Annotated in this window: 21 protein-coding genes and 1 tRNA gene; 12 read left to right on the top strand and 10 right to left on the bottom strand. The window is 32.9% G+C overall.

Translation table 11 applies throughout. The features are described 5' to 3' along the window. Positions 1–71: 71 nt before the first annotated feature. Both HM992_RS05300 and odhB read left to right on the top strand, forming a co-directional pair. The gene (locus HM992_RS05300; RefSeq protein ID WP_179318969.1) at positions 72–2,828 is read left to right on the top strand and encodes a 2-oxoglutarate dehydrogenase E1 component; all 2,757 of its coding nucleotides are present in this window, start codon (positions 72–74) and stop codon (positions 2,826–2,828) included. Between the two features lie 47 nt (positions 2,829–2,875). Then, complete coding sequence (odhB, locus tag HM992_RS05305; RefSeq protein ID WP_179318970.1) at positions 2,876–4,090, top strand: 2-oxoglutarate dehydrogenase complex dihydrolipoyllysine-residue succinyltransferase; 1,215 nt, start codon at positions 2,876–2,878, stop codon at positions 4,088–4,090. Between the two features lie 555 nt (positions 4,091–4,645). Here the strand turns inward: odhB and HM992_RS05310 are convergent. From HM992_RS05310 to HM992_RS05335, 6 genes are all read right to left on the bottom strand, one after another. Then, positions 4,646–5,275, bottom strand: a complete 630-nt coding sequence (locus tag HM992_RS05310) for a response regulator (protein ID WP_179318971.1) — start codon at positions 5,273–5,275, stop codon at positions 4,646–4,648. A gap of 81 nt (positions 5,276–5,356) precedes the next feature. Then, positions 5,357–5,797, bottom strand: a complete 441-nt coding sequence (locus tag HM992_RS05315; protein WP_178986044.1) for a retropepsin-like aspartic protease — start codon at positions 5,795–5,797, stop codon at positions 5,357–5,359. After that, positions 5,785–8,376 (bottom strand): CHAT domain-containing protein, encoded by a 2,592-nt coding sequence (locus HM992_RS05320; protein ID WP_179318972.1) that lies wholly within the window; start codon positions 8,374–8,376, stop codon positions 5,785–5,787. The genes HM992_RS05315 and HM992_RS05320 overlap by 13 nt, the downstream gene beginning before the upstream one ends. Before the next feature lie 22 nt (positions 8,377–8,398). Then, positions 8,399–10,351 carry a PKD domain-containing protein gene (locus tag HM992_RS05325; RefSeq protein ID WP_179318973.1) on the bottom strand — a complete coding sequence of 651 codons (1,953 nt, stop codon included), beginning with the start codon at positions 10,349–10,351 and terminating at the stop codon, positions 8,399–8,401. Positions 10,352–10,502: 151 nt separating this feature from the next. Further along, complete coding sequence (locus HM992_RS05330) at positions 10,503–11,537, bottom strand: hypothetical protein (RefSeq protein ID WP_179318974.1); 1,035 nt, start codon at positions 11,535–11,537, stop codon at positions 10,503–10,505. Positions 11,538–11,612: 75 nt separating this feature from the next. Further along, complete coding sequence (locus HM992_RS05335) at positions 11,613–12,050, bottom strand: hypothetical protein (RefSeq protein WP_179318975.1); 438 nt, start codon at positions 12,048–12,050, stop codon at positions 11,613–11,615. Positions 12,051–12,190: 140 nt separating this feature from the next. On the opposite strand from HM992_RS05335, the gene HM992_RS05340 reads away from it, so the two are divergent. From HM992_RS05340 to HM992_RS05385, 10 genes are all read left to right on the top strand, one after another. After that, the gene (locus HM992_RS05340; protein WP_178986039.1) at positions 12,191–12,772 is read left to right on the top strand and encodes an RNA polymerase sigma factor; all 582 of its coding nucleotides are present in this window, start codon (positions 12,191–12,193) and stop codon (positions 12,770–12,772) included. Between the two features lie 4 nt (positions 12,773–12,776). Further along, entirely contained in the window at positions 12,777–13,523 is a 747-nt protein-coding gene (locus HM992_RS05345) for a tetratricopeptide repeat protein (protein ID WP_178986038.1), read from the top strand. Positions 13,524–13,620: 97 nt separating this feature from the next. After that, positions 13,621–14,388 carry a TatD family hydrolase gene (locus tag HM992_RS05350; RefSeq protein WP_179318976.1) on the top strand — a complete coding sequence of 256 codons (768 nt, stop codon included), beginning with the start codon at positions 13,621–13,623 and terminating at the stop codon, positions 14,386–14,388. Continuing rightward, positions 14,389–15,417, top strand: a complete 1,029-nt coding sequence (locus HM992_RS05355; protein ID WP_179318977.1) for an asparaginase — start codon at positions 14,389–14,391, stop codon at positions 15,415–15,417. It abuts the gene before it with no gap. Positions 15,418–15,501: 84 nt separating this feature from the next. After that, positions 15,502–15,589, top strand: a tRNA-Ser gene (locus tag HM992_RS05360). Between the two features lie 76 nt (positions 15,590–15,665). Beyond that, the gene (locus HM992_RS05365; RefSeq protein WP_178986035.1) at positions 15,666–16,436 is read left to right on the top strand and encodes a MotA/TolQ/ExbB proton channel family protein; all 771 of its coding nucleotides are present in this window, start codon (positions 15,666–15,668) and stop codon (positions 16,434–16,436) included. A 9-nt stretch (positions 16,437–16,445) separates the two neighbouring features. Further along, a complete protein-coding gene (locus tag HM992_RS05370) occupies positions 16,446–16,892 on the top strand; it encodes a hypothetical protein (RefSeq protein ID WP_178986034.1) in 447 nt (148 codons plus the stop codon). 6 nt (positions 16,893–16,898) lie between these two features. After that, positions 16,899–17,534: an ExbD/TolR family protein gene (locus HM992_RS05375; RefSeq protein WP_178986033.1), complete on the top strand. Its 636-nt coding sequence runs from the start codon at positions 16,899–16,901 to the stop codon at positions 17,532–17,534. Positions 17,535–17,546: 12 nt separating this feature from the next. Continuing rightward, complete coding sequence (locus HM992_RS05380; RefSeq protein ID WP_178986032.1) at positions 17,547–18,011, top strand: ExbD/TolR family protein; 465 nt, start codon at positions 17,547–17,549, stop codon at positions 18,009–18,011. Between the two features lie 204 nt (positions 18,012–18,215). Continuing rightward, a complete protein-coding gene (locus HM992_RS05385; RefSeq protein ID WP_179318978.1) occupies positions 18,216–18,914 on the top strand; it encodes a porin family protein in 699 nt (232 codons plus the stop codon). On the opposite strand, the gene HM992_RS05390 is transcribed toward HM992_RS05385, so the two are convergent. The 4 genes from HM992_RS05390 to HM992_RS05405 form a co-directional block, all read right to left on the bottom strand. After that, positions 18,909–19,517 carry a hypothetical protein gene (locus tag HM992_RS05390; RefSeq protein ID WP_178986030.1) on the bottom strand — a complete coding sequence of 203 codons (609 nt, stop codon included), beginning with the start codon at positions 19,515–19,517 and terminating at the stop codon, positions 18,909–18,911. The genes HM992_RS05385 and HM992_RS05390 overlap by 6 nt on opposite strands. Positions 19,518–19,527: 10 nt before the next feature. Further along, positions 19,528–20,994 (bottom strand): RNA polymerase factor sigma-54, encoded by a 1,467-nt coding sequence (gene rpoN, locus HM992_RS05395; protein WP_179318979.1) that lies wholly within the window; start codon positions 20,992–20,994, stop codon positions 19,528–19,530. Positions 20,995–21,074: 80 nt separating this feature from the next. Continuing rightward, a complete protein-coding gene (gene asnS, locus HM992_RS05400) occupies positions 21,075–22,508 on the bottom strand; it encodes an asparagine--tRNA ligase (protein WP_178986028.1) in 1,434 nt (477 codons plus the stop codon). Between the two features lie 34 nt (positions 22,509–22,542). Beyond that, positions 22,543–24,951 (bottom strand): efflux RND transporter permease subunit, encoded by a 2,409-nt coding sequence (locus HM992_RS05405; RefSeq protein ID WP_179318980.1) that lies wholly within the window; start codon positions 24,949–24,951, stop codon positions 22,543–22,545. Positions 24,952–25,046 lie beyond the last annotated feature (95 nt).

Raw genomic sequence — 25,046 nt, forward strand, 5'->3', positions numbered from 1 at the left:
CTTATCTATATTTAGTAAAAGTTGTATTTTTGACTAAATTATGTTGAAACGACAACGTCTCAAAAAGTAAAATGGATAAATATTCCTTTCTCAACGCGGCACATACGGCATATTTTGCTGATTTATACGACCAATACCTAAAAAACCCAGATTCTGTAGAGCCAAGTTGGCGCGCCTTTTTTCAAGGTTACGACTTTGGATCCGAAAATTATGGTTTAGATGGTGAAATTATAGAAGGTGTTTCTACTCAAATACCAGAGCAACTTCAAAAAGAATTTCAGGTTTTAAAACTTATTGATGGTTATAGAAGTAGAGGGCATTTGTTTACTAAAACAAATCCTGTACGAGCAAGACGTAAATATGCGCCTACACTCGAAGTTGAAAACTTCGGATTATCAAAAAACGATCTACAAACTATATTCTCAGCAGGTGAAGTACTCGGTTTAGGGTCTGCAACTTTGCAAGCAATTATTGATCACTTAGAAAAAGTGTATTGTGAATCTATTGGTGTAGAATATATGTACATCAGAAAACCTGAAGAGATTCAGTGGATTCAGCAGAAGCTCAATGTCAATGATAATCACCCACAGTTTTCGCCAGATCAAAAGAAAACAATTTTAAGAAAATTGAATGAAGCGGTTTCATTCGAAAACTTTTTACATACCAAATATGTAGGGCAGAAACGATTTTCTTTAGAAGGAGGTGAAGCTTTAATTCCGGCTTTAGATGCCTTAATTGAGCATGCTTCTGGTTATGATGTAAAAGAATTTGTAATGGGAATGGCACATCGTGGCCGTTTAAGTACCTTAACAAATATTTTTGGTAAATCTGCAAAAGATATCTTTAGCGAGTTTGATGGCAAAGATTACGAGCAAGAAGTTTTTGATGGTGATGTAAAATACCACTTAGGTTGGACCAGTGACCGTGTTACTGATACAGGTAAAAGAATAAACTTAAATATTGCACCAAATCCTTCGCACTTAGAAACCGTTGGAGCTGTTGTAGAAGGAATTGTTAGAGCTAAACAAGACGATAAATATCCTGATAACCCATCACAAGTGCTACCAATTATTGTACATGGTGATGCTGCAATTGCAGGGCAAGGTTTAGTATATGAATTAGTGCAAATGGCACAATTAGATGGCTATAAAACAAACGGAACTATACATATTGTAGTAAATAACCAAATTGGGTTTACCACTAATTATTTAGATGCACGTTCTAGTACGTATTGTACAGATGTTGGTAAAGTAACGCTTTCTCCAGTTCTGCACGTTAATGCTGATGATGTTGAAGCAGTCGTGCATGCGACATTATTTGCTTTACATTTTAGAATGAAATTTAAGCGTGATGTATTTATTGATATGTTAGGCTATAGAAAATATGGACATAATGAGGGTGATGAACCTAAATTTACGCAGCCATTATTATATAAAGCGATTGCTAAGCATAAAAATCCTAGAGATATTTATGCCGAACGCTTATTAGCAGAAGGGGTTATTACTAATGATTTCGTTGCTGAAATTGAAAAGGAATATAAAGATAGGCTTGAAGAAAAGCTTGAAGATTCTCGTAAGGTAAAGAAAACGGAGATTACACCATTCATGCAAAATGAGTGGATTAATTTTACGTCAGCGCAAGAAGGTAAGATGATGGAGACTGTAGACACTACATATCCAAAAGAAGGACTTGAGAAGATTACAAAAATTATATCTAATTTACCAGAGGATAAAAAATTCATAAGAAAAATACAACGTTTAATTGAGTCGAGGCAAACCATGTTTGATGAAGATCGATTAGATTGGGCAATGGCAGAGCATTTGGCTTATGGTTCTATTTTACTAGAAGGAAATGATGTTAGAATGTCAGGACAAGATGTAGAACGTGGTACGTTTTCGCATCGTCATGCAGTTGTTAAAGTTGAGGATAGCGAAGAAGAAATTATTCTACACAATAAATTAAGCGATAAACAAGGGAAGTTTTATATCTATAATTCACTTTTGTCTGAGTATGGGGTGGTAGGTTTTGATTATGGCTATGCTATGGCAAGTCCAGAAACATTAACTATTTGGGAAGCGCAGTTTGGTGATTTCAGTAATGGAGCGCAAATAATGTTAGACCAATATATTTCTGCAGCAGAAGATAAGTGGAAACTACAGAATGGATTAGTAATGTTATTGCCTCATGGTTACGAAGGTCAAGGAGCAGAACATTCATCAGCACGTATGGAGCGTTATTTACAATTATGCGCTAAGGATAATATGTTTGTGGCAGATTGTACAACACCAGCTAATATCTTTCACTTACTGCGTAGACAAGTAAAAGCAGATTACAGAAAACCTTTAATTGTTTTTACACCAAAAAGTTTATTACGTCATCCTAAAGTGGTTTCTACTGTAGATGAATTTGTAAATGGAAGCTTCCAAATGTTAATCGATGATGCTAATGCAAAAGCAGAAAAGGTAAATACATTGGTTTTTGTTACAGGTAAATTTTATTATGATTTATTAGAGGAACAAGAAAACCTTGGAAGAGATGATGTTGCTTTAGTTAGAATAGAACAATTATTCCCTTTACCAGCTAAAGATATGAGAGCAATACTTGGGAAATATAAAAATGCAGAAGACATAGTTTGGGCACAAGAAGAACCAAGAAACATGGGAGCTTATGGTCATATGTTAATGAATTTTGACGAAACTAAACAATTCAGAGTTGCAAGTAGAAGACCTTATGGAGCACCTGCTGCAGGAAGTTCTGTGCGTTCTAAAAAGAGACATAAAGAAGTTATAGATTACGTTTTTGATAAAGCCAAAAACAACCAGAGATAAAAAGAATTAACACAACGCGAATTAGAGCTTAAATAAAAAAACAAAGCATGATTTTAGAAATGAAAGTGCCTTCACCAGGCGAATCAATTACTGAGGTAGAAATTGCAGAATGGTTAGTGCAAGATGGTGACTATGTAGAAAAAGACCAGGCGATTGCTGAGGTAGATAGTGACAAAGCAACATTAGAGTTGCCAGCGGAAGCTAGTGGAACTATTACACTAAAAGCTGAAGAAGGCGATGCTGTTGCAGTTGGTGCTGTTGTTTGCTTAATAGATACTAGTGCAGCAAAACCAGAAGGTGGTGAAGCTCCAGAAAAAGTTGAAAAGAAAGAGGAAGCTCCGGTTAAAGAAGTGTCTCAACCCGTTGCGGCAGAATCTAAAACATATGCAACAGGTACTGCAAGTCCTGCTGCTAAGAAAGTATTAGCTGAAAAAGGCATTGATGCAAGTACCGTTTCTGGTACAGGCAAAGATGGAAGAATTACTCAAGATGATGCTGTAAAAGCAGTACCATCTATGGGAACTCCAACAGGTGGCAATAGAGGGACAACACACAGTAAAATGTCAATGTTACGTCGTAAAGTAGCCGAACGTCTAGTTGAAGTAAAGAATACAACAGCCATGTTAACCACATTTAATGAGGTTAATATGACACCTATCTTTGAGTTGCGTAAGCTGTACAAAGAAGACTTTAAAGCAAAGCACGGAGTAAGCCTTGGGTTTATGAGTTTCTTTTCTTTAGCCGTTGTAAGAGCATTAGAAATGTATCCTGCTGTTAATTCTATGATTGATGGTAAGCAAATGTTGACTTACGATTTTGTAGATATTAGTATTGCTGTTTCTGGACCAAAAGGATTAATGGTACCAGTAATTAGAAATGCGGAGAATCTATCATTTAGAGGTGTAGAATCTGAAGTTAAGCGATTAGCATTGAGAGCTAGAGATGGTCAAATCACTGTTGATGAAATGACAGGTGGTACATTTACTATTACTAATGGTGGAGTTTTTGGTAGTATGCTATCTACACCAATTATCAATCCACCTCAAAGTGGAATTTTAGGAATGCATAATATTATTGAGCGACCAATAGCCGTAAATGGTAATGTAGAAATTCATCCTATGATGTATGTTGCTTTATCTTACGACCACAGAATTATTGATGGTAAGGAATCTGTAGGATTCTTAGTAGCTGTAAAAGAAGCATTGGAAAGTCCTGAAGAATTATTGATGGATAATAATGTAAAGAAGGCTTTAGAATTATAAGTCTTAAAAAAAATTAATAAAAAAAGCGCAATTTCATTGAGATTGCGCTTTTTTGCTCCTTACCAAGAGCACCTAACTTAACTAACTTATTTTAACCAAAGAAATTAACAGCAATATTCGCTGATATTACAATTACTGAACTAACAATTAATAAGATTATAAATACTTTGTCACTTTTTCTGTTGGATTCTTTTTTCATCGCTTCCATAGACTTATTATGTTTTTTTTATAAGCTCTGAATTATAAATTAATTCAGAGCTTATAAGGTTTAAATTTGAGGTGTGAATTAATAGCTGATGTAAAATTGCAACTTATTATAATACAATACTATACGTGACTTTACGTATTTTTTTATTTTTTTTCATAAAAAAAGGCCTTGAACAAAAGTTCAAGGCCAAAATAATCCCTAAGAATTAATCAATCCTATGTTTTTTAGAATTAACTAATAGCAAATTTTATGTTACAACCCCTACATTTGTAACATGATGTAAAGGTCAGATAAAAAAGAGTGTAATACTATACGTAACTTTACGTATTTTTCAAAAACTTTTAGTTTTAAGTGTCAAAAAACTTAGAGTTTTCCTTAGCCCATATCAGTAAGCTATTTTGTTTACTTTCTAGTTTTAGTTTTTTTATGATATTGCTTTTATGTTTTTCCACAGTTCTAGGCGATATTGCAAGCATATCTGCTATTTCTACTCCCGTTTTATTTTGAGATATTAATTTAACAATTCCTTTTTCGTGATTCGTTAATAAGTCAAAATTTTCTGGTAACTCATTTAATTCTAAAAATTCTAATAATTCAGGACTAAAATAAGAGTTGTTTTTTATTACAGATGAGATGCAGTTTTCAATTTCTACTAATGCAAATTCTTTTAAAACATAACCATAAACACCTAATGCTTTGGCATCATAATATGTTTTTTCATCTTTCTCGAACGTGATAAGAATAATTTTAGTGGCTAGCTTATCCTTTTTGCACTTTTCAGCAATCTGTAAACCAGTAAGAAAAGGCATTTTTATGTCTAAGATAGCAATGTCTGGAGTGTGTGCTTTTATAAGTGCTAAAGCTTCTTTTCCGTTTTTAGCGCTTGCTAATACGTTAAACTTTTTTTCTATTAAAAAATCGTGCAGGCCTTTCAGGACCAAGGGATGGTCATCTGCTATAATAATTGTAGGGTTCATTTATTGCTATTAATGTCTTTAAAGGTAATAAGAAACTTCAGTATATGAAATTTCTGAAACCATTTTTAATAGTCATGGGTATTACAACTTTAAATACAAGTATTTTTTCTCATAGTCTATAATGCCTTTGCCTTTTTTTAAGATATCTGCACCTATAATACCATCCACGGGATCTGCATTATGATTCATTAAACCATTATTAACATGAGAGAGATTAAATAGAATTAAAGCGACACGGTTTTTCTTCCATTTTCCAACTTTTATTGCATTGGACGTAGAGATTTGCGTCAACATGTCAGAAGCTCCAGCACCAACGGCTTTAATTTCAGAATCTTTTACGTTAAGGTTAAAACGCTCTATAGCTTCAAAACCAACACAACTGCTCGATGCTCCTGTATCTAATATAAAGCGTCCTTTAACACCGTTAATAGTAGCTTTTATTTCAAAATGATTGGTTTTAGTGAATTTTAATTTAACTTTAGAATAGCCTTTATTTAAGAGGAAGTCTTTTAACGTTTCCATATTTTTTGTTTGAAAATTAGTAACCAACTGAAGAATGCAATTATCAAGCCTAAGATTAAATAGAGATATAAATCGTAATCATTTGAAGGTTTTGATGTGGTTAAGTCACCAAAATAGACAAAAGCACTCCAGTAATAGGGTGACTTCTTAATATTGGAGATGTCAGGATTATTTAAGTAAGCTAATTTAGAGCTTTGATTGGCAGCAAAAGGTGATTCCGTAGTTCTAAGATCTTTATAAAAACTAGACATGAGTTGTGAGGTGGATAAATCATTGATTTTCCATAGTGAAACTAATAAATTAGATACACCTGCATATTTAAAACCACGTGCTAAATTCATGCTGCCTTCTCCTTTTTGAAGCATTCCAACTCCTGTTTCACAAGCACTTAAAACGACTAAATCGTTGGTTAAGTCAAGATTGTATAAGTCTTGCAAATACAATTTTGAATCTATAAAATCGATATTAGCTGGCGTAGTGAAATCGCCACTATTAGCATGTGTCGAAAGATGTAAAATACTATATTTATTTATCTGTTCTAGCACATCTTGCTTGGTGGCCGCATTGTACATTAAAAACTCAGTTTTAATTTCATTGTCTATTTGTTCTGCTTCGTCTAAAGAATACGTGAGTTTTAAATTACTATTGTCAAAAACAGGAAAAATACCAAGAGCAGAATTTTTAAACTCATAGGGTTTACTTTCATTATAAAAGGAAGCACTTGTGTGATAAGCTAAGCGATGTTTTTTAACCAAAAATGGCATTTTAGAATAATTGGAGGTCGTTGTTTTTTGAGTTAATAAGCTTTCAAAAGGAATAAAATTTAAAAGACCATCTGCAACAACGATAACGTTTTGGTAGTCGCTAATCTCTTTCCATTTTAATAATTCATAAAGATTGAAGGCATCATCTGTAAATTGTGAAATAGTGTTATTAATGACCGACGCATTTTCAAAATAATCTATAAATGTTGAAATTTTATGTTTGTTGGAGTCTGACAATTCTATTTGTTGAAAACCCAAGTGATTTGGGGTAAACACAAATTGATACAAGTTGCTTTTGCCATAAAAGTATTCTATTAAACAAGCTTTGTCTAGTTCTAATTTTGATTTAAGGCTTGCCAAATCGATACTTCTCGAATAGCTTGAAGGATACGTTTTATTGATAGAGTCTTGCAACTGTTTTAGTGCTGTACTTATGGTAATGAGTTGTAATTGCAAACTATCGCGTTCTAATAATTGTAATTGTGCTCTGTTTATTGGTCTATTTAGTAACCTATTGGTTAGTTGTTGTTGCTGTTTTAGTAAATAATGTTCTTTTATAAGAAGACTATCTGTTGGATGCTTTTGTAAAAGAGTTCTTTTATTAGTGTACCATTTTAAAGCTAAGGCTTTGGTATATTCGGCATAGTTAAAAGCGCGTTTGGCATAATCGCTTTCTCCTTTTATTTGATATAAGTCATATAATAGGGCAATGCATTTTTCGCTTCGATTTTTATTGACACTTGCATTAAGAATATAACTTTCTTGACTTGTATTTTCTTGAGCGAGCAAGTCCGAAACATAAAAACTTAAATCGTAATACTGCAATGCGTTTTCTGATTCTGTTTCTAATTCCGCCCATAGATCGAAAATATCTATAAAGGTATTTTCAGGATATAAATCCGTTGTTTTGGGTATTTGAGTACCGTCAAAATTTGGTAATAAAATCGCTAAGCAATTTTTTAATTTCGCAATAGCTTTGTCATTTTTGTTGCGTTTAAAATGTAATTGCGCTTCTTGAAAACTAAATTGTGCTTTACTTCGTGCTGAGGTAAGATCATTAATTTTTTTAGGTCTTAAACGGTTTAAATAGGAAAGGGCTAACTCGTAATCTTCATTATTTAAAGCGGTATCGTAGTTGAGTTGAAGTTCTTCAATTGTACCAGCATTAAACCTTAGAACAATGAGGTCATTTTCCAAAAACAATCGCTTCTGATTACTTTTTAAAAGTAGGTTACTTTTTCTTTTTATATAATTAAGGTTGTTTTTTTGTTGTTTTTTTATGCCTTCAATTTTAATGCCTTTATTCGCAATGGTTATAACTTGCTGATGTTTATTTAAAGATTGGTAGAGCTTCGCCAAATTAATGTAACCAGAAATTTGTTGTTGTTTATTATTTTGTTTTTCGGCAAGTTGAAGGTAATAGGTGGTAATTTGTTCTGCTTTTATATAGGAATTGGTTTTATGGTAGAGAATACCTAAAGGAATCAAACAATATTCTATAATATCATAAGATGAAATTTTATGGTCGTTATAAAGTTGATGTGCTTTTTCGTAGGTACTAATAGCTTCCTTTTTTCGATTTAATTTATCGAGATAATACGCTTTATGAACTAATAGGTTTATAAATGCAAAGTACTCGTCTTTGGTGTTAAGTTGTGCTTCAATTTGAAGACTAGTTTTATTTAGCTCATTTAGGCCTTCAACTGTTTGATTTTGACTAAAATTTTCAGTAGCCACATAAATTGCTTCTTCTAAATCTTGAGCAAAACAAGTTCCGAAGACCAACATAAAAATTAAAATAAGTCCTTTTTTCATTTATTATGGAACTGTTTTTAAACTAGAATTTCCAAATTGCATAAAACTGTAAGTAATTATAATCGTCTTCTAAGTTAAACACATAACGTGCACCTAGACTTGGGCCAATGCGCGCAAAACCAGCCGTAGCTTCTACTAAGAAACCTTTTCTGAAATTGGTAAAGGATTCTGTGACATCTTCATTGGTGGTGCTACTGTCAAAAAGAAATAAATCGGCTCCTTGACCTTCAAATTGTTCAGTTAAAACAGACTGTTCTTGTTTCTCGTTTACCGAAACGGTACCAATAATTCCGGCTCCTAAACCGATGTAATTATTTACGTTGTACCGAACTAATACTGGGATTTCCCAATCTATATTATTGTAACTTCTGTTTGTTGTAGTACGTTCGGTGTATGGGAAACCGATGGCGCCATCATCGACAATTTCTTCTGTAATTTCGGTGTTGCTGTCAAACTTATGAAAACTGTTTAATAACTCAACTTGCCAATACCAACGATAGGATTTGTAGGGAGAAATAGTCGCTCCTAAAAAGTAACTTTCTGAGTTTTTTAAATCTGCAAAGGAGTTGTAACCTGCTTTGACTCCAATAGAAATGCCAGGTAAAAAACGTGTAGTAGAATAATTGGTGATTATGGGTTCGTTTTTATCGAAAATAATAGCGGTTCGGGATTTGGTTTTCTTTTTATGAAAGTCATTAGAGAACTTTAATCGGTATTTTACAAAACCTTTGGTAGAATCGTATTCTTTTACATTTTTCTGCTCACTTCCTGGGAGATAGATGTTTTTGAAAGTAAAAATCGCTTGTTTAGCGGTGTATGTGGTGTCGAGACAGCTGTAAGCAACATCATACTTTGGACAAATTTTCACCTTAGGATACATGTCTAAAACTTCAATACTCGATTTGTCAAACATTTCTGGAATATCAGTTTCTAAACGAATCGTTGTCGCTGGTCCTTCTCCATTATTTTGGAATCTAATTTTGAATTTAGGCTTTTTAAATCGTACCAATCTATAATTTAAAAAGGAGGCATTAGATGACATTTTATTAGGGTCGTGAGAGGTTACAATTTCCATCTCCATATCTTTTACATGGTGATTGTCGTAACTATTATCTGGCACATAAACTCCTCTAACCGAAATAATAGCTGAGGTGTCTTTTAGCATTTCTTTGGTGGTTTTTAAACTGTAAAATACATGGCGTTCTTCGTTAGGTTCCATGTTGTCAAAACTTAGTTGACTTGAATTTCTATATGTAAATTTAGCATCGTTTAAAGTCTGAGGTAGATTTCTGCGAACCGTAGTGTCTTGGGGTTTTGCTTTTAGAGATAGTAAATTATCTTCTGCAGAGGCGTAATATACATCAGAATCAAATTTTGAAGCATATACAATAGCATCATTTATTTCTTTCTCATTGTGATACGGTCTGGTTTCAATGAGGTTGAAGTTGTCTGCTTTGTATTTCGCTTCGTTGTAAAACAAAAAGAACTTTCCATTCGTTGTATATGATTTTGTGTTTTTGTAGCTAAACACAATAACGATATCTTCATCTGGCATGGGTTCCCTGTTACGTTGTAGATTTAAGGCACCATCCATGGACGCTTCATCTTCATAATCATCAGCGGCATTATCAACGTTTATTTTTTTAGGTCGTGTTGATGGTGGTTTTCCGGTGTCGTAATTATTCGTTGCCCATAATCTAACGGTGTAGTCTCCGTTTTTTTTGTAGGTTTTTGTCGGTTCTAGTTCTTTGCTAAACGTACCATCTCCAAACTCCCAAAAATTAGTATAAAATGCTTTTGGTGCACCTGCAATTTGATTGAGTTCTGGTGCATTTGCCTTAAATTCCGTTTTGTTACCAAGACTTTTATATTCTATAGTAGCTGTTCTACGAGTTGTGTCCGTTTCAATTTCTTGTTGAGCAAAACTAAAAACTGAAAAGCTAAAAACTAAATAAAAAAGGGTTGTAGGTTTCATGAAGGTGAATTTATTGTGATTAAATTTAACAATTAATAACTAATACCGTTTTAATTATCAAGTAAAAAAAGATATATGGTTATTTGTAGATAGCCCAAAAAGTCAGAAAAATTAATTTCTGACTTTTATAAACTAAGTAGGTAAGCGTGATTTATGGTAAATCATTCATCAATGTTATTAATGAAGCTTCCGTTCCTACTGTAGTCTCCCCTAAATAAAAAGTTATAATATCGTTTGCTACTATGGTTACTGGTTTTATAGCATATCTCCATTCACCATCAGATTCGGTTACAAAAATCACATGACATTCTAAACCAATTGGTATTTGTCCGTAATGTTCGCTGAAAATATTCAAAGTCTCATCATAAGTATCTAATTGTGCTAAGGCTGGAGCTTCACCATCATAAGACAAGTAAATAGAACTATTTTGATTGTCGTAACCTTCTGGTGCTTGTACTTGAATTGTGGTTTTAGGTCTTGGATCGTTATAGAATCTATCAACGTTAGTCCAACCAAAACCTTCAAATACTGGATAATAGTTGTCTCCTTCTACAAAGGGCTCTCCTCCAGCTCCATTAGGATCTTCAATTTCATCCCAAACTAAGTTGCCATCTGCATCTATTTCTCCAGTCCAAAGGCTCATGTCTGGGTCAGGACCTCCTGTTAAATTAGTGGGAATAGCTAAGTGTAATCCACAAGTAGTGTCTAAAACAGTTCCGTTTTGTGTGGCTTCTATAAAGAACTCTCCACCTGAAACTAACAGCGCTTTATCACCATTTGGTAATTTTCCCATAGTCGGTTTGTTGGTCGTTAACATGCTACCTTTTTCAAAAATTTCAACATATTCTAAAGTTACGTTTCCACTTACAGGGTTGCCATTGTCGGTAAGACAGTTAGCATTAATGTTAATCTGAACACCGTTTTCTGAAGTTAAAGAAATGTAACCATCATCTGCATTAAAAATAAATGTTTGGGTATGGTTATCCATTGCAATCGCTCTTAAGTTGTCAAATGCTTGGGCTGTAGGTGGCACTTCATTTTGTTGGTTGTCATCTGCATCATCGGTAGGGTTGCAGCTGGTAGTAAGTATTGAGGTCATTAATAATAGGGCAAAAAGGCTGAATAATTTTTTTGTTAAAATACGCTTCGTACTTGTTCTGATGTGAATGTTTTTAATTGTTTTCATAATTGTTGGGTTTATCGTTATCTGTCCTTATATAAACAGGGTAATAAAATTGTTACCCTGTTTTTTAATTTTTTTCTAGTAGTCTTTACTTGCGATTACTTTATAGGTTATAATGTCTCCTTTGGAAACTAAGGCAATCAATCTTTCAGCAGCAGATTTAGATGAAGCAAAACCTTCAGATTTACCATAATTACTTTCAACTTTCCAGAAGTAAAGTCTTTTTGATGTATCTGTTGCTTCAGAGCTTAACACTTTAAAGCTTTTAATCTGTTTTTCTAATATGATTTCGCCAGCGCTGAATAAGGCAATCATGCGTTTTGCCTCTTCTAGGTTTAATGAGGTGCCTTCACTTGTACCGCTTTTAGTAATTACTTTCCAATCATAAACTTCTATGATATGGTCTATTGTAATTTCTAATGACGTTTCATTAGTTGCGATTTTGTTTTCTGTTGTAGCGTTTAAAGTTGAGAAACCTAATACTACTGTTGCGAAAATTAAAATTGAATGTTTCATAATTGAGGGTTTTTAAATTATTATTTTAATGTTGTTTGTTCAGCTTTGTTTCACTGTTACACCCTTATATCAAAAGACCTTTTAAATTGTTACCCTTAATTTGTAAAAGATTATTTAAATTCGTTGAAAATAAAGGGTTCATGAGCGAAAAAAAATTACACGAAGACCAAAAGTATATAGATGGATTAGCGGCAAACAATACCTTTATTATTCAGGCTATCTATGATAAGTTTGCACCCAAAGTGATTAATTACATAAAGCAGAATAGTGGAGATGCTTACGATGCTCAAGATGTTATTCAAGAAACTATTATAACGATATATAACCAGGCCAAACAGAAACAACTGCAATTAACATGTCCGTTTGATGCTTATTTTTTCTTGCTCTGTAAACGAAAGTGGTTAAATCAATTAAAGAAAAGAAAAGGAAAAGAGGTAACAATTAATGAAGAGGTGTTATCTAAAGATGATGATGCACAAGTATTATCTTTTGAAACGTCAATTTTTGAAAATAAGGAAGCCCTGTTTAATGAGATGTTTCAACAATTAGGAGATGCCTGTAAAGATTTGCTAAAAGCAACTTTTAAAATTAAATCGATGGAAGAGGTTGCTAAAAGTCTTGATATCACCTATGCTTATGCACGAAAGAAAAAATCGTTGTGCATCGGGCAATTGACCAAATTAGTACAAGCCTCACCAAAATTTAACCGACTGAATTATTAAAATTATGGAAGAACAAGATTATATACAGTTTGAAGCATATCTCGCAGGTGATTTATCTGAGGACGATGTAGTGGCATTTAATGAGCGATTAAACTCGGACGCACAATTCAAAGAAGCTTTTGAGATTTATAAAGATCTATCTTCAAGTCTAGAACATCAAATTGGAAACGAACGCGAAATTTTTGATTTTAAAGCTAATTTAGATGTTATATCTAGTCAGCATTTTAACGCCATTCACGATGAGGAACTCGGAATTAAGCCGGCTCCAAAAACTAGTTTCTATAAGTATGCTGTTGCAGCTTCTGTGGTCATTCTTTTAGGATTCTTTATCTTTAATCAATTTGGAGGTCCTAAGTATGAGGATTATAATAATTTTGACCCAATTAGTTTAACTGTTAGAAGTGCTGATAATACTAATTTTAGTAAGGCAGAACAAAGTTTTAATAGTAAAAACTATGAAGAAGCGATCCGTGCCTTCAATGTTATTTTAGAAGACGATTTCACTAACTTAGAAATACAACTATATAAGGGTATAGCTTTGGTTGAAACTAATCAGTTTAAAGAAGCTGATATAGTGCTTAACAAAATAACGAATGGAAATACAGCGTATAGAAATAAAGCCAAGTGGATTTTAGCTTTAAGTTATTTAAAACAAGATAATACTTCAGCAAGTATTAAAATACTCAAAACTATACCTAACGATGCAGAGGATTATACATCTGCTCAAAAATTATTAAATGAGTTGAATTAATTTTATTATTAGGAAGTGTATGAAATTCACATTCAAGAGAAAATAAATACTAAACCGAAAGTCATCAATTCCAAGATGACTTTTTTACTTTTACAAAATGATTATTACAGATACACATACCCATTTATATAGTGATGCTTTTGCTGAGGACAGAGCAGAAATGATACAACGTGCTATTGAAACTAATGTAACACGGTTTTTCATCCCTGCAATAGATTCTACGTATACAGAATCTATGCTTCAACTTGAAAAAGATTTCCCAGAGTATGTTTTTTTAATGATGGGTTTGCATCCCACTTCGGTAAAAGATAGCTATAAGGAGGAGTTGCGTCTGGTTGAAGACTTCTTAGCTAAACGTAAATTTTGCGCCATTGGGGAAATAGGAATTGATTTATATTGGGACAAATCCACTTTAGAGATTCAAATAGAAGCTTTCCGACATCAAATAAATCTAGCCAAAAAGTATCAATTGCCTATCGTTATTCATTGTAGAGATGCTTTTGATGAAGTTTTTAAAGTTTTAGAAGAAGAGAAGTCTGATGATTTATTCGGGATTTTTCATTGCTTCACTGGTACTTTTGAACAAGCTCAAAAAGCAATTTCTTATAATATGAAATTAGGCATCGGAGGAGTTGTTACCTTTAAAAATGGTAAAATAGATCAATTCATTCATCAAATAGAGCTGAAGCACATTGTTTTAGAAACAGACTCGCCTTATTTGGCACCAAAACCATTTCGAGGAAAGCGAAATGAAAGCTCCTATATATATAAGGTATTAGAAAAATTGTCGGAACTTTACAACATAAGCGAAGAAGAAGTCGCTCGTATTACAACTGAAAATTCAAAAGCCATATTCGGAATTTAAATGACAAAACAACCACACATTTTATTAATATATACAGGTGGCACAATTGGCATGGTTAAAGATGTCGAAAGTGGTGCACTAAAAGCATTCGACTTTAATAGTTTGCTTGTAAAAATTCCAGAATTACGCTTACTAGACTGTACAATTGATACCATTTCTTTTGAAGAACCCATAGATTCATCAAATATGAATCCTAAATATTGGGGAGATATAGCAACAATTATAGGTAAGAATTATTTAGAGTATGATGGCTTTGTGGTCTTACATGGTAGTGATACTATGAGTTATTCGGCTTCTGCACTTAGTTTTATGTTAGAAAACTTAGCAAAACCAGTAATCTTTACTGGCTCGCAATTACCTATCGGAGATTTACGTACAGATGCAAAGGAAAATTTAATTACATCGATACAAATGGCATCTTTAAATATTGAAGGTGTACCAGTAATTAGAGAGGTAGGTTTATATTTTGAATACAAATTATATAGAGGTAATAGAACGACAAAGCTAAATGCTGAACACTTTGAAGCTTTTGAGTCGTTAAATTATCCAAATTTAGCAGAATCTGGTGTTCATTTAAAAGTAAATTTTGAACAGTTATGGAAACCAATACCAAATAAGAAATTGATTTTACGAACAGCAATGGATACGAATATTGGAGTACTAAAATTATTCCCAGGCATTTCGAGACCAATTTGTGAAGCGATTCTTACAAGTAAATTAATTAAAGGATTAATTATAGAAACCTACGGTTCGGGTAATGCTACCAGCGAAGCTTGGTTTATCAAATTATTAAAAGGCGCAATTAGTAATGGACTTCATATAATAAATGTTACCCAATGTGCCGGAGGTAGTGTAAATATGGGGCAATATGAAACGAGTTCACAGTTAAAATTAATTGGTGTAATTTCCGGGAAAGATATTACAATAGAAGCGGCGATTGCTAAATTAATGTACCTTTTAGGTGAAAATGTTGCTCGAAATAAATTCAAAACCATTTTTGAAACCTCCCTAAGAGGAGAAATGTCCTAAAAATAACAGAAAATAACAGTTTTAATTTTAGTGTTTGAAGTTTTTTTCGTTATTTGGCACTGTGTAATTTGAAATAAAATTTAGAGAGAGGTGGCCGAGTGGTCGAAGGCGCACGCCTGGAAAGTGTGTATACCTCAAAAGGGTATCGAGGGTTCGAATCCCTTCCTCTCTGCTGATATTTTTACGTGATTATTGCATATTTTTTTTTACCTTTAACACTTTAACTAATAAAATTAAGATTCAGAACAATGAAAAGATTATTTTCTATCCTTGCCATAACATGTTTAATGGCTATCGGAACTGTTAATGCTAATGCAACAACAGCATTTGCAAGCGCAACAGCAACTGTAACAAGTGTAACTCAAGATGAAGTAACAGCTTCTGAAGATTTGAGTTTCCATCAAGAATTAAAAAAGCGTTTTATCGAAGGTGGTCCAGGCTTTATGGGTATTGTACTACTATGTTTAATTCTTGGATTAGCGATCGCTATTGAGAGAATTATCTTTTTAAACCTTTCGACTACAAACACTAAAAAATTAACACAAAATGTAGAAGATGCACTAAATTCTGGTGGTATCGAAGCTGCAAAGGAAGTTTGTAGAAATACAAAAGGACCTGTTGCCTCTATATTCTATCAAGGTTTAGACAGAGCCGATGAAGATATCGATGCTGCTGAAAAAGCTGTTGTAGCTTATGGTGGTGTTCAAATGGGACAATTAGAAAAGAATGTATCTTGGATTTCATTATTTATCGCTTTGGCACCAATGCTTGGTTTCATGGGTACGGTAATTGGTATGATTCAGGCCTTTGATAAAATTGAAGCAGCTGGTGATATGCAACCTTCTTTAGTAGCAGGTGGTATTAAAGTAGCACTTTTAACAACGGTATTTGGACTTATCGTAGCGATTATACTTCAAATCTTTTATAATTATATCATTGCTAAAATTGATAGCATTGTAAATGATATGGAAGATGCATCAATCACATTGATGGATTTATTAGTAAGACACAAAAAATAAGAAACAATTATGCACAAAATATTAAAAATAGTAGCTGCTATCATAAGCGTACTAGGCATTATCTTTTTAGGAAGAATACTTGCTGAAGGCGATGATGAAATTAAAGCAGCAGCTTTAGCAGGAGATACTGCTATTGTAGATCCGATAGCTATTACAGCTTATATTATATTAGGACTCGTTTTAGTATTTGTGGTGATTTTTGTTTTAAAGAATCTATTCACAAATACAGCAGGACTAAAAAATACACTGATAGGTGTAGGTGCTTTTGCAGCAGTATTGATAATTTCTTATGTACTATCTGGTGGTGACACTATGCAGTACAAATTACAAGATGGAGTTGCTACAGATGGACAATCAACTATGGTAGGAGCTGGTTTAGTAGCTTTTTATATATTATTAGCTGTTGCTGCAATAACTATGCTTTTTTCAGGAGTTAAAAAAGTAATCAGTAAATAATATAACATGGCAAAAAGAGCAGCACCCGAAGTAAATGCAGGATCAATGGCTGACATTGCTTTCTTACTACTTATATTTTTCTTAGTAACAACAACTATTGAGAAGGATAAAGGATTATTAAGAAGTTTGCCACCTATTGATGATACCGAAGTTGAACCGCCAATTATTAGACAAAAAAATCTATTTACGGTTAATATTAACCGTAATAATCAACTCTTAGTTGAGGAGGAAGAAATTCCAATTACTCAATTAAGACAAGCTACCATAGATTTTTTAGATAATGGAGGAGGAACAAATCAAGCTGGTGAGTCTTGTGATTATTGTAAAGGGAAACGTTTAGAGGATTCCTCTGATCATCCTGATAAAGCAATTATCTCAATGAAGCACGATAGAGAAACCACTTATGAGAAGTACATGGATGTACAAAATGAGTTGGTTGCAGCTTATAATTTCTTAAGAGAGCGTGAAGCATCAAGACTTTATAAAAAGTATTATCCAGATGCAGATAAAGTCTTTACAGCAATGCTTGAAGAGAAAGAGAAGAATCAATTTAGTAAGGATGAGGTCCTTAATGAGCGTATTGAGACCATTAAGAAATTATTCCCAATGAAATTGTCTGAAGCAGAACCAGATAAAAAATAAAACGTAACAATTATGTCTAAGTTTAGAAAAAAAGATAAAGGTGAATTGCCCGCAATTTCAACGGCATCACTACCAGATATTGTATTTATGTTGCTTTTCTTTTTTATGGTTGCAACTGTAATGAGAGATAGTTCTTTAATGATTGAAAACCAATTACCAAGTGCAGATCAAGTAGAAAAACTTAAGAAAGATAGAACTATTTTTATCTATGCAGGTAAACCTAGTAGTCAATATAAGCAGTTTGGTGTTGAACCAAGAATTCAATTCAATGATGCTTTTATTACTGTTGAGGATGTTCAGGCTTCAGTATACCAAGGTATAGGAGAAATGACTGAAGAACTTCAGAGTAAAGTAGTTGTAGGTCTTAAAGTAGATAAAAATACCAATGCTGGTTTAGTATCAGATATTAAGCAAGAACTACGTAAGGCTAATGCATTAAAAGTGATGTATATTGCTAATACAAAGAAAGTAGAATAATATAAAATTCTTAATTTTATAAATAAAGCGTCCTGAGCAATCAGGACGTTTTTTTGTTTAATAGATATTAAAGATTTTGTAGCTTTATCATATAAAATGAGCTTGTTCAAAATTTTATCACCACAATAAATAATTCATATCTAACAACGTACCTTTAATGAGTGAAGTATAAGTGTCACCATTTAAAAATAATACAATAAACAGATGAAAAGTTGTCTTTTATTTTTACTAGTATTGATTGGGTTTTTTGGGTTTTCCCAAGGCAATAATAACAATGACACCGAACTCTATGAGAACTATAGAGAAGATCAGTTCTATGCTTCTGTTACCTATAACTTACTTAATAACAAACCGAGTGGTATTTCTCAAACAGGTTTTTCTTCGGGTTTCCACTTTGGCTTTATTAGAGATATGCCTATTAATAAAAAGCGTAATGTAGCAATTGGTTTAGGTATGGGTATTTCTACAAATTCCTACAATCAAAAAAACGTATTGATTGAAGATATTGATAATTCGATTTACTTTACTAAAATCGATGAGGGTGATTATAATGTATCAAAAAATAAATTTACGACTTATCTTATTGAGGTTCCTTTAGAAATTAGATGGAGAACGTCTAATGCAAGTGATTATAATTTTTGGCGCATTTATACCGGATTTAAAATGGGCTATTTGCTTTATAATTCCTCAAAATTTAGGAGTGAAGTTACTGATGTGAAACTTTCTAATATTGATAGTTTTAATAAGCTTCAATATGGTTTAACCTTGAGTGCTGGTTATGGTACTTGGAATTTTCATGTGTATTATGGTTTAAATTCAATCTTTGACGAGTCAGTAACGTTTGAAGATGAAAGTATAGACATGAAATCCTTAAAAATAGGATTGATGTTCTACATTCTATAACCAATAATTAAGAAGAATAAACTGCGGTACTAATCCTGTAAATACTCCTAAAACTAATTCTTGAGAAGTATGTGCTTTTAGATGCAATCGTGAAGTTGCAATTGCTCCAAGAATAACCATCATTAGTGCAATTGTACCGTTGATATTTATATGATAGTGCATACTTATTGCAACAGCAAACATAAAAAAACCAGAAGCTGCTATCATATGAATACTTGCTTTTACTTTAAATACAGCCAGAATAAAACATGTTAAGGTAGAAAATAGTATACCTAAGAAGAAGAAATATAATTCTATAATTTCATCAGGTGTTAGCACGCGTAATAGAATCAATACAATTATAATACAATTAATAAAAAGTGGTATCAAGCGTTCTTGAGTACTCTTTAGGTAAATTGAATTAACCTTATTAATTGTTTTGAGCAGAAAGAAAAGAAGAATGGGCAAGATGATAGTTAGAATAACAATCGAAAATATTTTTGCATTTCTTACAGGTTCAGGAATATAACGTGGAGTTTTAGAAAAATAAAAAAGTATACCCAATAATGGCATTATTAAGGGGTGAAAAACAAACGATATACCTTTTAAAATAAATTCTTTCATCAAGGCCTACTTAAAGTTCTTTCCTTAAACGTGCCACAGGAATATCTAATTGCTCTCTGTATTTAGCTACGGTACGTCTCGCAATTGGATAGCCTTTTTCTTTTAATATTTTAGAAAGCGCTTCATCGGTTAAAGGTTTCTTTTTGCTTTCTTCTTCAATAACGGTTTCTAATATTTTTTTGATTTCTCTTGTTGAAACCTCTTCACCTTGATCGTTAGTCATAGATTCAGAGAAGAATTCTTTAATCAATTTTGTACCGTAAGGGGTATCTACATATTTACTATTTGCCACACGAGAAATGGTAGAAACATCCATTTCAATTTCGTCTGCAATATCCTTTAAAATCATTGGTCTTAAATTACGCTCATCACCACTTAAGAAGTATTCTTTTTGGTAATGCATAATAGAACTCATAGTTACAAATAAAGTCTGCTGACGTTGTCTAACAGCTTCTATAAACCATTTTGCAGCATCTAACTTTTGCTTTATAAACATTACTGCATCCTTTTGAGATTTAGACTTTTCCTTAGTCTCTTTATAGCCTTTCAGCATGTTGTTGTATTCACGAGAGACGTGTAATTCTGGTGCATTTCTACCGTTGAGTGTTAACTCTAATTCACCATCTACAATCTTTATCGCAAAATCGGGTACAATATGTTCTACAATCCTGTTGTTACCAGCATAAGAACCACCAGGTTTAGGGTTCAGTCTCTCAATTTCCTCTATAGCATCTTTTAATTGTTCCTCGTCAATGTTGAATTTTTGCATTAATTTTTTATAATGCTTCTTTGTAAATTGTTCAAAGGCATTATCTATAATAGTAGTTGCCATTTCAACATCTGGATGCTGTTCTTTTCTATGTAATTGAATACTTAAGCATTCTTGTAGATTACGCGCTCCAACACCTGCGGGATCTAATTGATGTACAATTTGTAACACCTTTTCAACTTCCTCTTCGGTTGTATACACATTTTGTGTAAACGCTAAATCGTCTGTTATGTCAGAAAGTGAACGACGTATATAACCACTTTCATCAACGCTACCAACTAAGAAATACGCGATTTCTTCTTCTTGGTCTGATAAACGAAAGGTGTTTAGTTGATTAATCAAATGCTGCGTAAAAGACGTTCCGGCGGCATATGGTACAGATTTATCTTCGTCATCAGCGCTATAATTATTGGCTTGTGTTCGGTATTCTGGTATTTCGTCGTCGCTTAGATATTCATCAATATTAATATCATCAGCTTCAATGGTTTCATTGTCGTCGTAATTCTCTTCAGAATTATCGAATTCATCAAAATTGTCGTCAGACTCATCTGATTCTTTTCCGGTATCTAAGGCAGGGTTTTCTTCTAATTCTTGCTTTAAACGTTGTTCAAAGGCCTGAGTAGGCAGCTGAATCAACTTCATAAGCTGAATCTGCTGTGGTGAAAGCTTTTGTGAGAGCTTAAATGATAAAAACTGCTTTAAAGACATAAATTTTTAGTTGATTATAAATGTAATAAAAAATACCTGATAGGTTTTAAAAATCTATCAGGTATATTATTATATGTCAATTAAAACTCTGCATTTTGTGGTGTTCTAGGATAAGGAATGACATCTCTAATATTTCCCATACCTGTAGCAAACATAACTAAACGCTCAAAACCTAAACCAAAACCAGAGTGAACAGCGGTTCCGTATTTACGTAAATCTAAATACCACCATAATTCTTCTTCAGAAATATCTAAGGCTTTCATCTTTTCTTTTAAAACATCTAAACGTTCTTCACGTTGCGATCCTCCAACCATTTCACCAATTCCTGGGAAAAGAATATCCATGGCTCTTACAGTTTTTCCATCTTCATTTAAGCGCATATAGAATGCTTTAATGTTTGCTGGATAGTCAAACAATATGACAGGACATTTAAAATGTTTTTCAACTAAGAAACGTTCGTGTTCAGATTGTAGGTCTGCTCCCCATTCTTCTATAATATAGTTGAATTTCTTCTTTTTGTTTGGCTTAGAATTTTTTAGAATATCAATAGCTTCCGTATAGCTAACACGTTTAAAATTGTTATCTACTACAAACTTAATTTTTTCAATTAAGCTCATATCGCTACGTTCTGCTTGTGGTTTCGTTTTTTCTTCGTCTAAAAGACGCTTTTCTAAAAATTCTAAGTCTTCTTTGTTTTTGTCTAGAATATAGCTTAAAACAGATTTCATAAAATCTTCTGCTAAATCCATATTACCAGCCAAATCCATAAAAGCAACTTCTGGCTCTATCATCCAAAATTCAGATAAATGACGAGACGTATTTGAGTTTTCTGCTCTAAATGTTGGTCCAAACGTATAAACCTTACCTAAAGACATGGCGTAAGTTTCAGCTTCAAGCTGACCAGAAACGGTTAAATTTGTTTCTTTTCCGAAGAAATCTTCTTTATAGTTAACCGAACCATCCTCATTTAATGGTGGGTTTTTTGAATCTAAATTTGAAACTCTAAATGTTTCACCAGCACCTTCTGCATCACTTCCGGTTATAATTGGAGTATGCATATAGTTGAAACCATTCTCGTTAAAATATTTGTGAACGGCAAATGATAATGATGAACGCAAACGCATCACAGCACTAAATGTATTTGTTCTAGTACGTAAATGTGCATTTTCTCTTAAGAATTCAAAAGAGTGTTTTTTAGGTTGAATAGGGTAGGTTTCTGGATCAGAATCACCTAAAACCTCTAAAGATTTTACAACAATTTCAACGGATTGTCCTTTTCCTTGGCTTTCTACCAATTCTCCAGTAACATGTATTGCTGCTCCTGTAGTGACACGCTTTAAAAGGGCTTCGTCAAAATTTTCAAAATCAACAACACATTGAATATTATTAATGGTAGAACCATCATTTAAGGCAATAAATCGGTTAGCCCTAAAAGTTCTTACCCAACCTTTAATTGAAACATCTTGTAAGGTGACATCTTGAGATAATAATTGTGCGACAGTTTTTGAAGTCATTTTATAAATAATTTTTGAATGCTAAAATATGTTGTTAATCTTTTTGTTCTTTATGCTCTTCTTCAGTATCCTCAGAATCAATAATATTAATAGAAGGCTTTCTTAACACTTCCTTATTGGCAATATTTCGCTCTAAAGATAATAATAGCGAAGGTAATAACAGTAAGTTAGAAAGCATAGCAAATAATAAAGTTATAGATACTAAAGCTCCTAAAGCTACCGTGCCACCAAAACTAGAAATGGTAAATACAGAGAATCCAAAGAATAATACAATGGAGGTGTAAATCATACTAACTCCTGTTTCTCTAAGTGCTGCGTAAACAGATTTTCTAATTTTCCAATTGTTGGCTTGTAATTCTTGTCTATATTTTGCCAAAAAGTGAATGGTGTCATCCACAGAAATACCAAAAGCGATACTAAACACCAAAATAGTTGAAGGTTTTATGGGTACTCCAACATAACCCATGATACCTGCAGTCACTAAAAGCGGCAATAGGTTTGGTATAAGCGAAACAACGATCATTCTAAACGAACGGAACAAATACGCCATGAATAAGGCAATGAGGATTATGGCAAGTGTTAATGAAATTGCTAAGTTTTTAACTAGGTATTTTGTTCCTTTTTGAAAAACTAAAGCTTTACCTGTAATGATAACGTTGTAACGTTCTTTAGGGAATAACTTGTCTACTTCATTTTGAAGATCTTCTTGGATACGCTCCATTTTATCCGTACCAATATCCTTCATAAAGGTTGTAATACGGGCATATTGCCCAGTACTATCTACGAAATCACTAAGCATGTCCCCATCGGTTGAAGAATTTTTAGCATACGATAAGATGAAACTATTTTCTTGACTTGTGGGTAATTGATAATATTTAGGATTGCCGTTGTAATAGGCTTGTTTGCTGTATTTTACTAAGCTTACTACCGAAATTGGGCGTGATAATTCTGGGATATCTTCAATGAATTCTTCAAGCTCATCCATACGTTTTAAAGTCGCTAATCTCATAACTCCTTTTTTACGTTTCGTATCTATCATAATTTCTAATGGCATAATACCATTAAACTCAGATTCAAAAAACCGAATATCACTAAAAAATTCAGTGTCTTGAGGCATATCTTCTATAAGACTACCAGAGATTTTAATCTGATAAATTCCTATAATACTAGCAACTATTAAAATCAGCGTTGTAATGTAAATGGTAATTTTTTTGTTTTTTACCATGTTCACCATCCAATCTACAAAAGCACCAATCCAGCGTTTATTTAAATGTTCTAAATGGCGTTCTTTTGGGTAAGGTAAGAACGTATACATTATTGGAATAATGAGTAAACACAATATGAAAATGGCTAAAATACTTAAGGATGCGACAATACCAAACTCTTTAAGTAATGTGCTTTCTGTAAAGATGAAAGTAGCAAAGCCAGAAGCCGTTGTCACATTAGTCATTAAAGTGGCATTACCAACCTTGGTAATTACACGCTGTAACGATTTTACTTTATTACCATGAGATTTTACTTCTTGTTGAAATTTATTGATTAAGAAAATACAATTCGGAATTCCAATGACAATTATTAGAGGAGGAATTAATGCGGTAAGAACCGTAATTTCGTAACCGAGTAAACCTAAAATCCCAAACGTCCACATCACTCCAATACATACGACGAGAAGTGAAATAAAAGTCGCTGTAAACGATCTAAAGAATAAGAAGAAAATTAATGAAGTAACGAATAGCGCTCCAACAATAAAAATGGGGATTTCATCTATAATACTCTGTGAGCTTAAGGTTCGGATATAAGGCATTCCAGAAACCCTAACGTCTAAACCTGTTTGGGATTCAAACGCATCAATTTTTACTTGAAGATTATTTAATATAAAGGCTTTCCGTGCAGGCGTATTTATAATATCTTTCTTTAAGTAAAGTGCCGTTCTAATCGTTTTAGTCTCCTTGTTAAATAAGAAATTATCGTAAAATGGATATTGCTCAAAAAGTTGTTTTTGAAGTTCATTTACTTCTTCAATACTCGATATAGAATCCTTTATAAAAGGTTCTAAATCAAACTTTATTTTTTCAGTATTTTTAACTAGTTTTTTAAGGTCTTTAATGGATAAAACGGCTTCAACTTCATCATAACCTTTAAAAGAATCGGCAAGTGCATTCCATGCATTTAATTGTTTTACTGAGAACAACGTAGAATCTTTAACTCCTAAAACGACAAGATTACCCTCTTCGCCGAAAATCTCTAAAAATTCGTTGTAAATAAGATTTACTTCGTGGTCATCTGGTAATAAATTAGCTTCGGTAGATGAAAAACGCATGTGTTTCCATTGAGAGCTAAAAAATATAGTCGCCAAAATAATGGCGATGAGCATAACGATTTTATTACGAAGAATAAGCCTTGCAATAGAATCCCAAAATCCTGTGGTAAAAAGTTTAAACATGCTTTAGTAACTTCCTCAGAGTAAGCTCATAAGGTATTAATTGAAATTGTTAATAATTCCTGAAACAATCCTCTCAAGATTATTAATCTCGATGA

The sequence above is a fragment of the Winogradskyella helgolandensis genome (assembly GCF_013404085.1).
GTDB classification, from domain to species: Bacteria; Bacteroidota; Bacteroidia; order Flavobacteriales; family Flavobacteriaceae; genus Winogradskyella; species Winogradskyella helgolandensis.